We start from the raw sequence: 13,550 nt of genomic DNA on the forward strand, positions 1-13,550 counted from the left end.
CCCGGTCAGTCCAGGAAGGCGCCCAGCTCCTGCCGCCACGCGGCGACCCACGTCCACGCGGCCCGCACCTCGTCGACGGCCCCCTGCTCACGCAGTCCGACCATGGCCGGCTCCCCCCGCAGCGCCCCCGCCTCGATCCCCCTCCAGCACCGGCCCTGCCACCACAGCACGGTGTCAAGCAGTTCGTCGCGGCCGTCGAGACCGTAGGCGTCGCAGATCAGCCGGATGCGGCGAGCGGCCTGCGGTACATCGGTGATGTGCGGCCCCAGGCCGAGGTACTGCCAGCACACATGGGCGACGTCGTGGATCCGCGCGCCCGGCGCTGCCAGGTCCCAGTCGATGAAGGCCACGGGCCGCCACCCGTCGTCGCCCACCGTGTACACGGTGTTCTTCGGCGCGAGGTCGTTGTGGCAGACGACGTCCTGGTCACCGGCGAGGGGGGTTCCGTGTGTCAGGTCGTGGAAGGCGCGCACGAGTCGGGCGACCTCCACCAGCGTTTCGTCGGTACAGGCAGCGGCACGCTCGTGCGCGAGCAGGGCGGCCTGCCCCTCGATGTAGCGGAAGATCTCCCGGCCGTGTTCGTCCGTGCCGAGGAACCGGGGCGCGATCTGCCGTCCGTCGCTCTCGAACAGCGCGAGCAGCTCCCCCACGAAGGCGGTCCGCCCCGTCGGTGTGCGCCGCACGATCGCTCCGATCCGGACGACTTCGTTGACCGCGCCGCCGCCGAGCACCCTCTCCGTCACGTGACCACCTCCCCCGGGGCAGGATCGCCCCATGGACATCGACGGAACCCTCACCCTCGTCCCGCCCGCACGCCTCGAAGGCTACGGCGTCCGGCTCCGCGCGTGGGCGGACACCGACCTCGCCGGCCTGGTGGCGCTCTACGACGATCCCGAGATGGCCCGTTGGACCCCGGTGGCCTCGCCGTTCGACCTGGACGCGGCGCGCCGCTACCTCGCCGGTGCGCGGGAGGGACAGGCCGAGGGGCGCAAGGTCCAGTTGGCCATCACCACCGACGGTGTCCTTCCCCGGGGCGAAGTCCTGCTGTTCCGCAGCGGTTCGGACGAGCGGGACCTGGAGCTCGCCTACGGTGTCGGCTCCGCCCACCGGGGGCAGGGCCTGGCCGCGAGGGCGGTACGGCTCACGGCCGAGTACACGGTCCGGGAGATCCGGCCCCGGCGTGTGGTGCTGTGCATCGACGCCGCCAACGCGGCGAGCGAGGCGGTCGCCCGGTCGTGTGGCTTCCGGCCCACGGACGAGCCGCCGGTCAGGAGGGCTTCGCGGCACCGGGAGGCCGTCCTGCGGACGTGGCAGCTGCGCGCCTGAAACTCATTGGCGCAGCGAGGACTTGGGCTGCCACCACCTCCGTATGGATCAGGCGCAGGCACTACTCATCGGCGGACAGGCCTGAGTCGCAGGACGAGCGCGGACCGCTCACGCCGAGGTCGACGGGGACTTCATCGAGCAGGCGCATCCGGCGCCCGAAGGCGATCCGCGCCGAGGCCGCCAACTGGCCGCCGTGCGGGGCGACTACGCGCCTCGTCCATGCCGACACCCTGAGCGTCCGGGAGAAGTCGGCGGACATGTTCCGGCGGGTGCCGGGGGACCGACGTCCGGATCGTACGGGTGCCGCTCACCGCGACCGACGAGGGGGCCGGAAGGGAATTCGGCTCCGAGGTCGAGCAGAAACCGCGAGGCACGGACGCCGGACGACCGTGCGCCCGCCGGGCACGCTGCGCGTGGTGGCCGACGGGCGCGGTGTTCGACATCGCGGACGGGGTGAAGGCCGCGGCCGGGTGGGTCCCGGTGCGGATCAGCTGACGTTCAGTGCCGTGTCGTCGATGACGAACGACGTCTGGAGGGTGGAGCCCTCCGTGCCGGTGAACTTGAGGGTGACGGTCTGCCCGGCGTAGCTCGCCAGGCTGAAGCTGCGCTGGGTGTAGCCGGTGGCCGCGTTGAGGTTCGAGTACGTCGCCAGGGTGCCCAGCACCGTGCCCGAACTGTCGAGTACCTGCACCTTGAGGGTGTCGTAGGCCGTGCTGGTGGTGGTCTCGGCGGTGTCGACGTGCAGGTAGAAGCTGAGCGTGGCCGTGGTGCACCCGGACGGCACGGTCACCGGCTGGGACAGGGTGTCGGTGCGCGCGGAGCCGTAGCCGTCCAGCCAGGCGTAGTAGGAGCCGGTGCGGGCGGACTCGCTGCTGGAGTTGGTGATCACGCCGCTGGTCGCGGTCCAGGTCGAACTGCCGGACTCGAAGCCGTTGTTGCCGAGGAGCTGTGCGGCGGTGCAGGTGGAACCGCCGCCGCCGTCATCGCCGCCGCCGCTCCCGCCGGCAAGCCACTCGGTGGCGTTGAGGGCGAGGGCGGCGTTGGTGGCGCCGGTGTCGTTCCAGCCGTCGTAGAGGGTGTTGCCGGACTGGCCGGTGCCGTCGTCGATGGGCGAACTGTCGCCCCAGAAGGCGACCTTGCCGCTGCCGAAGGTGCTGGTGGCGAAGAAGGCGCCGGTGTTGCCGGAGTAACCGGTGCGGTAGAGCAGGCCCTTGACACCGGAGTTGTCGGCGGGCTTGAGGGTGGCCGTGGTGCCGCTGGCGATGAGGCTCTTGGTGACGGCACCGAAGGAGCCGTGCAGCACCGGGTTGCTGCTGTCGCTGATCGCGCTCGGGTAGTCGGAGCTGATGCTGAGCGAGTCGATGGAGAAGCCGAACGGGTCGGTGGAGTCGACGCTGTTGTTGGTCATCAGGTCGTTGAGGATCTCGACCGCGTCCTCGCCGTCGTTGTTGCGGTCGGCGCCGGTGTGGTCGGAGATCATGAACAGCCCGCCGCCGTTCTTCACGAACGTCATGATCGCGGTCTTCTCGGCGGTCGTGAACAGCGTGTTGGGCTCGGGCAGGACCAGGGTGTCGAAGTTGGAGAGGTCGGTGGCCGCGGTGCCGCCGTAGGTCAGGGCGCTGGTCGAGGTCTTGAGGCTGTAGGAGCCGGTCTTCTGGAGGGCGACGCCCCAGGAGGACAACGCCCCGGTCCAGTCGGTCTCCTTGGAGGGCGAGGCGTTCTGCCCGGTGGGGTCGGGCTGGCTGGTGGAGATGATCCAGTCGGCGTTGCCGGCCGTCTCGGCGTGGGCGTTGTCGAACAGGACACGGTGAGTGGTGGCCGCGGCCGCGGGAGTCGCGGCGGACTGCACGGCGACTCCCGTGGCGGCCAGGGTGAGTCCGGCGAGTACCGCGCCGAGTCTGTAGCGGGGACCGGTAGATCCGAGCATCCGGCATACCTCCGTGAGGAGTTGGGGAAGGGTGATGCGAGGACGGGAACTACGCGCATAGATACACGACCAGTTTGAACGGTACATGACACCGAGAAGGCTGAACAGAACGATCCGGTCCACCCGCCGAGGATTGACCGGGTGTTGACCGAGGCTGCAGACAAGAGCCGGACTGTCCCGGCCTCCAGCGGGCAGAAGCACTCCATCGGAGCTCAACGAAGAAGGGGCGGAGATGGAGATCTCGGGCATCATCAGTGCCATCGTGATCGGCATCATCATCGGTGTCCTGGGTCGGCTGGTGGTCCCCGGCCGTCAGCGGATCGGGATCCTGTGGACCATCGCGGTCGGCATCGTGGCCGCGCTCATCGGTGCGGCGATCGCCAGTGCCTTCGACGTGGCCGACACCAAGGGCATCGATTGGGTCGAGTGGCTCATCCAGATCGGCCTCGCTGCGATAGGCGTGGCGGCACTGGACCGGGCGAAGTCACGTCGCTGACGGCCTTACGGGAGACAGCTCGACCCCGGGAGGGGCGAAGAGGGCGGTGCGCCGGAGTTTCCGGCGCACCGTCGCGCGTTGAGGCCGCGGCCCCAAATCCCGTTGCGGGCGTCGGAGCGCGACGGCAGGCTGCAACCACCTGCCGACCCACCTCCCCATGACGGAGACCCGCTTGTCCTTCCACATCACCCCGCTCGCCGATCCCGGCCCCTCCGTCTCCAGCCGCCGCCTTGCCTGGCTGGCCTCCGGGGACGACGGCATACCGCTCGGGTCCGCCTTCCTGCGCCTGTTCACCAAGCAGGGCCAGGAGCACCTGGCCGAACTGGAGCTCGCCGTGCACGGCGCCGAGCGGCGGCAGGGCGTCGGGACCCGGCTCCTGGAGGCCGCCGTGGACGCGGCGAAGGCGGAGCGCCGACGGTCGGTGATCGCCCAGGCCGAACAGGGCTCCCCCGCCGACCTGTTCCTGGCCGCGCGGGGCTTCCGGCAGGTGCTGACCCTCGTCCACGCCCGGCTCCCGCTGGCCGACCTCGATCCCGCCGCCCTCGACGCCATGGTCGAACTGCCGCACCCCGGCTACCGGTTGACCGAGTGGGAGGGCACCGTGCCACCGCAGTTGGCGCGGTCGTTCGCCGACTCGCGGCGCGCGATGGACGACATGCCGATGGACGGCACGGACTTCGGCACGGTCGTCTGGGACCTGGACCGGGTGGTCGCGGCGGCCGAGGCGGTCGCCCGGCGGGGTGAGCTGCTGCACACCGTGGCAGCCGTGGACGAGGCGGACGGCAGCGTGGCCGGATTCTCCGAACTGGTCTTCCCCGGCGACGGCTCGGGCGACGGACAGCACTACGGCACCGCCGTACTGCCCGGGCACCGCGGCCGCGGCCTGGCCCGCTGGATGAAGGCCGCGGCCATCCGCCACGCCCGTGAACGGCACCCGGAGCTCGCCGGGTTGCGCACCGACACCGCGGACGGCAACGCGCCGATGCGCGCAGTCAACGACGCCCTCGGATACGTACCGACGCACACGGCCGTGGAGTACCAGCTCGACCTGTGATCACCGGGTGCGACGGATCGGGCGACCGGAATGCGCCAGACCGGCCGCCGAGCTCTACGGCCGGTACACGTACGGCTGCGTGATCGTCAGCGGTTCGAAGCCGAGGCGTTCCAGGATGGGACGGCTCGCGGGCATCGCGTCGACCTGGAGGTAGCGGTAACCGCGCTCCACGGCCGCGCGGGCGCGGTGCGCGACCAGGGCACGGTAGATGCCGCGGCCTCGCCAGGCCTCGACGGTGCCGCCGCCCCACAGGCCGGCGAAGCGGGTGCCGGGCACGAGTTCCATGCGGGCCGCGCTGACCGGCACGTCTCCGGCGAGGGCGACCACCGCGACGACGGTGTCGGGGTCGTCCTGCAGCCGGGCGAGCAGCTGGTGCCGCAACCGGGTGCTGTCGGTGCCGAACGCCTTCTCGTGCACGTCCGCCACCATGTCGACGGCCGCCCGGTCGGTGACCGGAAGAAAGCGGATCCCCTCGGGTGCCCCGGCGTCCAGGGTGAGTCCGGCGACCTCGGCGATCATCAGGGTCTCCTCGGGCTCCGGGGTGAACCCGGCCGCCCTGAGCCGCTGCCCCAGATCGATGGGCAGATCATGGCCGTACAGCTTCCACTCGAACTCACGGCCGAGGTTCGTGTAGTACGCGATCTGCTCGGCGACGGCCTTGTCGGCGCTCGTCTCGTCGAGGTCGGACCAGACGACGCCGTTCCAGCCGTGCTCGGCACCGATATGGCGGACCACCCCGCCGACGCGCTCGACACGGGCACCGGGACCGTCCGCTTGTGCGCCTTCGCGCATGTCCCGGTCGTACAGAGCGAGTACCGCAACATGATCCATGCGCTCACTCCATCACCCGGACGTCTCCGCGGCAATGGCGTTTACGGCCGTCCGGACTCCGCGCGCACCGCCGCCAGGTAGGCGCTGAGCCGGTCGCGGTTGCGGGCCAGGCAGTCGATCCTGCTCTGGATACGGTCGACGTGGGCCTCCAGGAGGGCGGCTGTGCTGGGTGTCAGGTGCTCAGGTGACAGCAAGATCTCCTCCGGCCCGGACAGGTACGGCAGAATCGCGCGGATCATCTCGGTGGTCAGGCCCGAGTCCAGCAGCCCGCGGATCTGCTGGACGTCCCGGACCGCCGCCTCGCCGTAGTCGCGGTACCCGTTGTGGTTCCTCTCGGGGTGCAGGAGGTCCTGCTCCTCGTAGTAGCGCAGCAGCCTGGTGGGGACTGCGGTGCGGTGGGACAGTTCACCGATCCTCATGACGCGCTCCCGGGTCGCCCTTGCCTTCACACTGATGTGAAGGTCCGAGCATGGTCCCATGTCCACCACTTCCCTGACCGAGGGCACAGCCGTGCCCACGCCCGCGCCACTGCCGTGGTCCGCCCTCCTCGCCCTGTCGACGGCTGCCTTCACCGCCGTGCTGACCGAACTGCTGCCCGCGGGACTGTTGCCCCGGATGGCTCCGGCGCTGGGGGTCTCCGAGGCCCGGGTGGGCTTCCTCGTCACCGGCTACGCGGGAGCGTCCTTCGCTGCCGCGATACCCCTCACCGCGTTGCTGCGCGGGCTGCCGCGCCGGACGGTGCTCGTCGGCGCCCTGTCCGGCTTCGCGCTGAGCAACGCGGTGGTGGCGCTGTCCTCGTCGTACGCGCTGACGTTCGGGGCGCGACTGGTGGCCGGGGGCATGGGCGGGACGCTCTGGGCGATGCTCGCCGGGTACGCGGCACGGATGGTGCCCGCCGAGCGGCGCGGCCGGGCGATCGCCATCGTGCTCGCCGGGATCACCCTCGCGCTGTCCCTGGGCGTCCCGGCCGGGACCGTGCTGGCCGGGGCGGTGGGCTGGCGGGCGGCGTTCGGAGTACTGGCGGGGCTCGCGGTGCTGCTGGTGGGCTGGGTGCGGTGGCAGGTGCCCGCCTTCCCCGGTGAGGCGCCGGAGGCACGCGTTCCGCTCGTCCGGGTCGCCGCGCTGCCGGGGATCCCGGCCGTCCTGTCCGTCACACTGTTCCTGCTGGTGGGGCACCAGGTGATGTACACGTACGTGGCCCCGTTCGCGGCGCACGCCGGGTTCGGCCGTACGGGACTGGTGCTGCTGGTGTTCGGGGCGGCGACGGTGGTGGGGATCTGGATCACGGGAGTCCTGGTGGACGGCCGTCTGCGGGCGGCGCTGCTCGGCGCACTGGGGCTGTGCGCGGCCGTGATGCTCGCGCTGGGCCTGGCCGCCGAGGTGCCCGGGATCCTGCTGATCTCGGTCGGCCTCTGGGGGCTCGCCTTCGGGGGTGCGCCGACGCTCATCCAGACGGCATTGGTCGACGCCTCGGGCCCGGAGCGGGCGGACGTGGCCACGTCGTTGCAGACCACGGTGTACAACGCGGGGATCGCCGCGGGCTCGCTGACCGGCGGCGTCGTCCTGGAGGACATGGGCGCCGGGGCGCTGCCCTGGATCGCCCTGCCGCTGCTCGTGCTCGCCCTGAGCGTGGTCACGGTCGCCCGCCGGGACGCGTTCCCCGCGCGACGCGAGAGCTCGGCGACGGCGCAGACAGCTGCCGGCACAGCTCGGCACTCCAGGCGGAACGCCTAGGCTCGTCGCGAGGAGGGCCGAACCCCATGGTCGTAAAGGACACCGAACTGCCGTATCTGCGCCGCTGCGTGGAGCTGGCGACCGAGGCGCTGGAGGCCGGGGACGAACCGTTCGGTTCCGTCCTGGTGGACGCGGGCGGTGAGATCCTCGCCGAGGACCACAACCGCGTGGCCTCCGGCGACCGCACCCGGCATCCCGAGTTCGAGCTGGCCCGCTGGTCAGCGGCCCACATGACGCCTCCGGAACGGGCGGCGGCGACGGTGTACACCTCCGGCGAGCACTGTCCGATGTGCGCGGCCGCGCATGCCTGGGTGGGTCTCGGACGGATCGTGTACGTCGCCTCGTCCGAGCAACTGACTGAGTGGCTGAAGGAGTTGGGTGTCCCGGCGCCACCGGTACGGGCCCTGCCGGTCGGCGAGATCGCTCCCGGGGTGATCGTGGACGGCCCGGTGCCCGAGTTGACGGACGCCGTAAGGCAGTTGCACCACCGGTTCCACCAGCGCTGACATCGGGTCTCCCGGGATGCGGGCACCGTAAGGCGCAGGCCCCACCGGCCGGCGTCCGGGAGAGCCTTCCGGTGTCCGTCAGCGCGTTCCTCGTGGGCGGAAGCGGCGGTAGACCGCTGCACCGCCGAGAACCAGCGCGGCACTGCCCAACGCGGCGGGCAGGACGGGGTCCGCGCCCGTGCGGGCGAGGGCGGGCCCGATGTCCGGCGCGGGGGACGTGACCTGTTCCGGGCCAGGGCCGTGCTTCGGCGGGGTGCCGGGCGTGGGGTTCGTCGGGCGGTCGGGGGTGCCGGGCACATCGGGGAGGTCCCCGGAGGTGTTCACGGCGTCGTTGCCGACGGACGGATTGCCGACACCGACCGCGTTCACCGAGTTTCCGCTGACATTGAGGGGCACGTGGACCGGGAGCCGCACCCCGTTGCCGGCGAGCAGGCCCGGGGAGTCCGTCCCGTCGCCCTCGGCGCTCGACCCGCCGCGCGCCGGCCCACCATGCGCCGACGCGTCGCCGCGCGTGCGCGCGTCACCGGCAGCCGCCCGGCCGTGGCCGCCTGAGTCCTCGTTGACGCAGGTGTTGCCCACGGCGGGATTGAGGAGCCCCACCACGTCCACGGTGTTCCCGCACACGTTCACCGGAACGTGCACCGGAAGCTGAACGGTGTTGCCGGAGATCACCCCGGGCGAACCTGCCGCGGCCCCGTCCGCCGTACTGCCGCCACCGACCGCGAACGCGGCGGACACCGGCATCGTCACGGCCATCGCCCCGGACGCGGCGGCGACGGCGAGGACGCTGTTCCGGTTAACCCTTCTCATGGGTTCCCTGCCTTCCAGACATCGACGCGGGCACTCGCCCGCACCGCATAAAACGCAGGCGAACCATCGGAGTTATGGCTAATCGGCCTTTCACCCCATCGAGCGACATGGTTGTCGAACTTGCGGCAAAACAGACTCATCGGCATCGAGCGGGCAAAGAGTAGGGCACGTTCCGTGATCCCGCTCGTGCGCAGGCGTGCCGTCAGGGGGCCGCCTATCGTGATCGAGGGCGCCGGTGAACCGGTCCGCGAGGGGCGTCCCTGGAGGCATCCATGCCGGCCAAGCTGTCGAGGGGGCAATGCGCCCTCTCCGGAGCCATGGGGCTCGCCCTGCTCGGCGCCGGACTTCCCGCGATGGCCGCGAACGGCTCGGGGCCCGACCTGTCGCGCTTCTACCGGCAGAGGATCAGCTGGTCGAAGTGTGTGGGCATGGAGGCCCCCGACGACCTGCAGTGCGCGAAGGTCACCGTCCCCCTCGACTACGCGAAGCCCCGCGCGGGCACCCTCGACCTGGCGCTCGCCCGCTACCGGGCGACGACCAGGCACAAGCGGGGCTCGGTGCTGCTGAACTTCGGCGGTCCTGGCGGCGCGGGCGTACCCGGACTCGCGGCCGCAGGCGGCGAGTTCATGGGGCTCACGGACGAGTACGACGTGGTGTCCTTCGATCCGCGCGGCGTGGGCCGGTCCTCCCCGGTCAGCTGCGGGGAGGGCACCGACGAGGCGCTGGAGGCGACGGACGACGAGACGGCACTCACCGACAGCCCGCGGACCGTACTGGGGCGGTTGCGGAAGGCGGCCGACCAGTGCGCCAAGCACTCCGGGCCCGTGCTGCCCCACATCGGCACGGTGAACGCCTCGCGCGACCTGGACATCATGCGCCAGGCCCTGGGCGACAAGAAGCTCAACTACCTCGGGTTCTCCTACGGCACCCGGCTGGGCGCGGTGTACGCGGCCCAGTTCCCCGGGAAGGTGGGCCGGATGGTGCTCGACGGCGTCGACACGCTCACCGAGCCGCTGGCCCAGCAGGGAGTGGCGGGCGCCGCCGGACAGCAGACGGCACTGGAGGACTTCGTCGACTGGTGCGTGAAGGACATCGCCTGTCCGTTCGGCACCGACGCGCGTGGCGCCCTGGAACAGGTCATACGACTCGTCGCCTCGCTGGACGAGGATCCGGTGCCGACGGGGTTCGGCCCCGACTTCACCGGCCAGGATCTCGTGGGCGCCATCGGGCAGGCTCTCTACAGCGAGGACCTGTGGCCCTCGCTGGAGCGGGCGCTCGCCGAACTGGTGGAGCAGGGCGACACGACGGGCGTCCTCGGCTTCGCGGGCGGCGGGTCCGGGTTCCTCGCCGGTACGCGTTCGGCCGCCCGCAGCACCGGCGCACCCTCCGGCGACCCGACGGACAACCCCCTCGCGGACGTGGAGGACGTGCCGCTCGACAACCTCGTGGCGGCCCTGATGGCGGTGAACTGCGCGGACGACCCCGACCGCCCCGGCGCCGACCGGATCGGCAAGGACCTGGCCAGGCTGCGGGCCTCGTACGAGCAGGCGTCCCCGGTCTTCGGCCGCTACCGGCTCACCGAGTACCTGATGTGCTACGGCCGCCCGAAGGGCACCGACTACATCCGCGAGAAGGTGCGCGACGTCCGCACTCCGAAGATGCTTCTCGTGGGCACGCGCGGGGACCCGGCGACGCCGTACCGGTGGACCGTGGAGACCGCGAAGCGTCTCGGTGACTCGGCCGTGGTCCTCGACAACAAGGGCGAGGGACACACCGGTTACGCCTCCTCCAAGTGCGTGCACCGCAAGGTCGACGACTTCCTGCTCTACGGCAGTCTGCCGCCGAACGGCAGTTCCTGCGGGCCCGAAGGGGACGACTGACAGCGGCCGGTGAACCGGGCGCTAACCCTCCCAGTACGCCAGCCGGTGCACGGCCGCGGCCGCCGCGGTGAAGCCGTCGTCGCCCAGCATCGCCCGCAGTTCGGCGTTGAAGCGGTCGATCTCCGGCCGGGCGGCCCGCAGGGCGTCGGTCCCGGCGTCGGTCAACTCCAGCACCACGGCCCGGTGTTCGTTCGGATGTGTCTCCTTGGCGACGAGGCCGGCCGCGGTCAGCCGCCCGACCAGTCCCGTCACGGCGGAGTCCCGCAGCCCGAGGGTGCGGGCGAGCCGCTGCTGGGTGATGCCGGGCTCGTCGTGCACGGCGAACAGGGCGCCGAGCTGGGCCGTGGTGACTCCGGCGGCGTCCAGGCAGCGCCGGTCCGCGGTGGTGCGCAGGCGGTGCGCGGCCCGCTGGAGCAGGAAGTAGAGGCGCTGGTCGTCGGGGTCGGGCATGGGCCGATGTTGACAGACGGGACAGGTTCACGCCAGTCTCACTTCACTAGTGAAATGAGGTGTGGGGATGACTCGGACCCTGGACTTGGAGCTCGCCCGGAAGGTCCTGGCGGCACAGCCCTTCAGCACCCTGGTCGGCGCCCGGCTGACGGCCTTCGAGGAGGGCGCGGCCACGCTCGAGTTCGACATCCGCGGCGAACTCCTCCAGCAGCACGGCGCGGTGCACGGCGGGGTGCTCGGCTACGCGGCGGACAACGCGCTGTCCTTCGCCGCGGGCTCCGCGGCCGGCTCCGCGGTGGCCACCGCCGGTTTCTCCATCGACTTCCTGCGCCCGGCTCACGGCGAAGTCCTGCGGGCCCGCGCCCGGGTCGTACGGGCCGGCCGCACCCGCGTGGTGTGCCGCTGCGACCTGAGCACCGTGGACGCGGACGGCGCCGAGACCCTGTGCGCGGTGGCCCAGGGTTCGATCGCCGTACTCGAACCGCGGCCGGTGTGAGACTGCACCGTCAGAAGTCGACCGGGCCGGGTTCCGCACGATCGGGCAGGTCATGCCGTGGCCGCCACCCCGGCCGCGCCCCGGTGCGGCTCCGACGATGGTGACGACCTCGGCACCGGCCCTGCCCAACGGTGTGCCGGTCCGGGTGTCGCTGTCGCAGGGTGAGGACCACGCCGGACTCCTGGGCGAACGGGCGAGGCAGCGTCGCGGGGCCGCGGTCTCCGTGTCGATCTTCGTCCTGAGATCATCACGTCACCGACGAAGTACTCCGAACGCCCGATCAAGTTGCCGCAAATGCCTGATCGGTGAATCAGTTCTATCGTGCTCCTATGGAGCACGCACTCAGCACTGCGACCCTCTCCGAACTGCGCCGCCCGCGCACCTATCCGGCGGTGTCCGTACTGACGCCGACGCACCGCCGTGAACCCGAGAACTCCCAGGATCCGGTCCGGCTGCGCAATGTGGTGGCCGAGGCCAAGAAGCAGCTCGAAGCCGACCCGGCCGTCCCCCGGGAGCGGCGCGTCGACGTCTCCCGGCAGCTCGACCAGGCCCTCGCCGAGATCGACCTGGCACACGTCGAGGACGGACTGGTGATCTTCGCCGCGCCGGGCGAGCACCAGGTGTGGTCGCTGGCCCGCGAAGTGCCGGAGCGGGTGGTGCTCTCGGACACCTTCCTCACCCGCAACCTCGTCTCCGCGCAGGCCTCGGAGCGGCCGTTCTGGGTGCTGTCGGTCTCCGCCGACCACATCACGCTGTGGAACGGCGGCGTCGACCGGGTCTCCGAGCACCGCGGCGGCGGCTTCCCGCTGACCAGGAGCCGTGAGAACTTCGACGCCGAGCGCCAGGAGCGGATCGGCGATCTGCCGAGCACCTTCCGGGACGAGGGCACCCGGCACTTCCTGCGTGAGGCCGACTCCGCGCTGGGCAGGCTCCTGCACGAGGATCCGCGCCCGCTGTACGTCACCGGTGAGACGGCCGCACTGTCGGCGCTGGACGATGTCGGCGGTGCCACCAGGAACGCGGTGCACGTCCCGCACGGCGGGCTCGCCCACGGCACCCCGGACGCGGTGTGGCAGACGGTCCGGCCGCTGGTCGCGGAGGAGGCCCGCAAGAGCACCGAAGCCGTGGCCCGGGAGCTCGAATCGGCGCGCGGGCGGCGGGCGTTCGCGGCCGGCGTCGACGAGATCTGGCAGAGCGCCCGGGAGGGCCGACTGCGACTGCTGGCCGTCGAGGAGAACTACCGGGTGACCGTGCGCGACGGCGGCGGCGACCATCTGATGCCGGCCGACAGCGGCGACCTCGACGCCCGCGAGGACATCGTGGACGAGATCGTCGAACAGTGCCTGGAGACCGGCGCCGACGTCCGCTTCGTACCGGACGGCACCCTCGGCGGTGCCGACGGCATCGCGGGGATCCTGCGGTACTGACGGCACGGCGAACACCGGGGCGCCGTACGCCGCCCCGGCTCTCGGCCACCCGACCGCTCGGCCGCCGCTCAGACACTTCCGAAGAGTGCGCTGAGCCCCTGCTCGACGGCCTCTTCGAGGTCCTCCTCGCCGGCGCCGACCACGGCGTAGGTCCCCAGCAGGAAACGGCGCAGGGCGGGCGTGTCGAACTGGAGGAGGGCGAGGCCGAAGGGCGAGTGGAACTCCACGACCGTGGTGGCCCGACCGTACGGCCACAGGTGCACGTCGCCGCCGCCCGCCGGGCCGCTCAGCCCCTGCTCCAGCAGGGCTCGGGCGAAGGTCCAGGTCACCCCCCGCCCGTCCAGGGAGACTTCGGGCGGGAAGTCGACGCACACGGCCAGCGGGTCGGTGGAGCTGTAGCGCAGGGTGGCAGGGACAGGCAGTTCCTGGTTCTCCGCGGTGATCAGACGGGCGCGGGCCGGCTGCTCGAAGGTCGTGTCCATGATCGGTCTCCACTGCGGACGAGAGGTCGGCCGGTTGTGCCGATGTGTAGGTACGACCTCGCAGGTGCCGTTTGCATTACGCCGGAGCGGGGGTGAATTTGTGTGACCTGCGTCACAGAGGCGACCACCCT

At 71.6% G+C, this 13,550-nt stretch carries 17 protein-coding genes and 1 pseudogene; 9 read left to right on the forward strand and 9 right to left on the reverse strand.

What is annotated here, in order from left to right; genetic code table 11:
• Positions 1-5: 5 nt before the first annotated feature.
• Positions 6-743: a phosphotransferase gene (locus OHT57_RS04190; RefSeq protein WP_328744545.1), complete on the reverse strand. Its 738-nt coding sequence runs from the start codon at positions 741-743 to the stop codon at positions 6-8.
• Positions 744-774: 31 nt separating this feature from the next.
• On the opposite strand from OHT57_RS04190, the gene OHT57_RS04195 reads away from it, so the two are divergent.
• A complete protein-coding gene (locus tag OHT57_RS04195) occupies positions 775-1,326 on the forward strand; it encodes a GNAT family N-acetyltransferase (RefSeq protein WP_328744546.1) in 552 nt (183 codons plus the stop codon).
• A gap of 61 nt (positions 1,327-1,387) precedes the next feature.
• On the opposite strand, the gene OHT57_RS04200 is transcribed toward OHT57_RS04195, so the two are convergent.
• Positions 1,388-1,585, reverse strand: coding sequence for a hypothetical protein (locus tag OHT57_RS04200; protein WP_328744547.1), 198 nt, complete (start codon positions 1,583-1,585; stop codon positions 1,388-1,390).
• 41 nt (positions 1,586-1,626) lie between these two features.
• On the opposite strand from OHT57_RS04200, the gene OHT57_RS04205 reads away from it, so the two are divergent.
• Positions 1,627-1,821: a hypothetical protein gene (locus OHT57_RS04205; RefSeq protein ID WP_328744548.1), complete on the forward strand. Its 195-nt coding sequence runs from the start codon at positions 1,627-1,629 to the stop codon at positions 1,819-1,821.
• Here OHT57_RS04205 and OHT57_RS04210 read toward each other — a convergent pair.
• Complete coding sequence (locus OHT57_RS04210) at positions 1,814-3,253, reverse strand: hydrolase (protein WP_328744550.1); 1,440 nt, start codon at positions 3,251-3,253, stop codon at positions 1,814-1,816. The genes OHT57_RS04205 and OHT57_RS04210 overlap by 8 nt on opposite strands.
• 232 nt (positions 3,254-3,485) lie before the next feature.
• On the opposite strand from OHT57_RS04210, the gene OHT57_RS04215 reads away from it, so the two are divergent.
• Together OHT57_RS04215 and OHT57_RS04220 are read left to right on the forward strand one after the other, a co-directional pair.
• A complete protein-coding gene (locus OHT57_RS04215; protein ID WP_328744552.1) occupies positions 3,486-3,749 on the forward strand; it encodes a GlsB/YeaQ/YmgE family stress response membrane protein in 264 nt (87 codons plus the stop codon).
• Between the two features lie 172 nt (positions 3,750-3,921).
• Complete coding sequence (locus OHT57_RS04220) at positions 3,922-4,803, forward strand: GNAT family N-acetyltransferase (RefSeq protein ID WP_328753115.1); 882 nt, start codon at positions 3,922-3,924, stop codon at positions 4,801-4,803.
• A 54-nt stretch (positions 4,804-4,857) separates the two neighbouring features.
• On the opposite strand, the gene OHT57_RS04225 is transcribed toward OHT57_RS04220, so the two are convergent.
• Both OHT57_RS04225 and OHT57_RS04230 read right to left on the reverse strand, forming a co-directional pair.
• Positions 4,858-5,634 (reverse strand): GNAT family N-acetyltransferase, encoded by a 777-nt coding sequence (locus tag OHT57_RS04225; RefSeq protein ID WP_328744553.1) that lies wholly within the window; start codon positions 5,632-5,634, stop codon positions 4,858-4,860.
• 41 nt (positions 5,635-5,675) lie between these two features.
• A complete protein-coding gene (locus OHT57_RS04230; RefSeq protein WP_328744554.1) occupies positions 5,676-6,053 on the reverse strand; it encodes a MerR family transcriptional regulator in 378 nt (125 codons plus the stop codon).
• Positions 6,054-6,111: 58 nt separating this feature from the next.
• Between OHT57_RS04230 and OHT57_RS04235 the strand changes: the two genes are divergently transcribed.
• Both OHT57_RS04235 and OHT57_RS04240 read left to right on the forward strand, forming a co-directional pair.
• A complete protein-coding gene (locus tag OHT57_RS04235) occupies positions 6,112-7,368 on the forward strand; it encodes an MFS transporter (RefSeq protein WP_328744555.1) in 1,257 nt (418 codons plus the stop codon).
• A gap of 26 nt (positions 7,369-7,394) precedes the next feature.
• Positions 7,395-7,874, forward strand: coding sequence for a nucleoside deaminase (locus tag OHT57_RS04240; protein ID WP_328744556.1), 480 nt, complete (start codon positions 7,395-7,397; stop codon positions 7,872-7,874).
• A 78-nt stretch (positions 7,875-7,952) separates the two neighbouring features.
• Here the strand turns inward: OHT57_RS04240 and OHT57_RS04245 are convergent, their stop codons facing one another.
• A complete protein-coding gene (locus OHT57_RS04245; RefSeq protein ID WP_328744557.1) occupies positions 7,953-8,684 on the reverse strand; it encodes a chaplin in 732 nt (243 codons plus the stop codon).
• A gap of 272 nt (positions 8,685-8,956) precedes the next feature.
• On the opposite strand from OHT57_RS04245, the gene OHT57_RS04250 reads away from it, so the two are divergent.
• Positions 8,957-10,564 (forward strand): alpha/beta hydrolase, encoded by a 1,608-nt coding sequence (locus OHT57_RS04250; RefSeq protein WP_328744558.1) that lies wholly within the window; start codon positions 8,957-8,959, stop codon positions 10,562-10,564.
• 21 nt (positions 10,565-10,585) lie between these two features.
• Here the strand turns inward: OHT57_RS04250 and OHT57_RS04255 are convergent, their stop codons facing one another.
• Complete coding sequence (locus OHT57_RS04255) at positions 10,586-11,014, reverse strand: MarR family winged helix-turn-helix transcriptional regulator (RefSeq protein WP_328744559.1); 429 nt, start codon at positions 11,012-11,014, stop codon at positions 10,586-10,588.
• A gap of 67 nt (positions 11,015-11,081) precedes the next feature.
• On the opposite strand from OHT57_RS04255, the gene OHT57_RS04260 reads away from it, so the two are divergent.
• Positions 11,082-11,510 carry a PaaI family thioesterase gene (locus OHT57_RS04260; protein ID WP_328744560.1) on the forward strand — a complete coding sequence of 143 codons (429 nt, stop codon included), beginning with the start codon at positions 11,082-11,084 and terminating at the stop codon, positions 11,508-11,510.
• 84 nt (positions 11,511-11,594) lie between these two features.
• Here OHT57_RS04260 and OHT57_RS47365 read toward each other — a convergent pair.
• Positions 11,595-11,639: pseudogene (locus OHT57_RS47365) on the reverse strand (hypothetical protein); the annotation flags it as partial.
• A 200-nt stretch (positions 11,640-11,839) separates the two neighbouring features.
• Between OHT57_RS47365 and OHT57_RS04270 the strand changes: the two are divergent.
• Complete coding sequence (locus OHT57_RS04270) at positions 11,840-12,937, forward strand: baeRF3 domain-containing protein (RefSeq protein WP_328744561.1); 1,098 nt, start codon at positions 11,840-11,842, stop codon at positions 12,935-12,937.
• Positions 12,938-13,005: 68 nt separating this feature from the next.
• Here the strand turns inward: OHT57_RS04270 and OHT57_RS04275 are convergent, their stop codons facing one another.
• Positions 13,006-13,419 carry an SsgA family sporulation/cell division regulator gene (locus OHT57_RS04275; RefSeq protein WP_328744562.1) on the reverse strand — a complete coding sequence of 138 codons (414 nt, stop codon included), beginning with the start codon at positions 13,417-13,419 and terminating at the stop codon, positions 13,006-13,008.
• Positions 13,420-13,550 lie beyond the last annotated feature (131 nt).

Origin of the sequence: Streptomyces sp. NBC_00285, assembly GCF_036174265.1 — a bacterium.
In the GTDB taxonomy this organism is placed as follows: Bacteria; Actinomycetota; Actinomycetes; order Streptomycetales; family Streptomycetaceae; genus Streptomyces.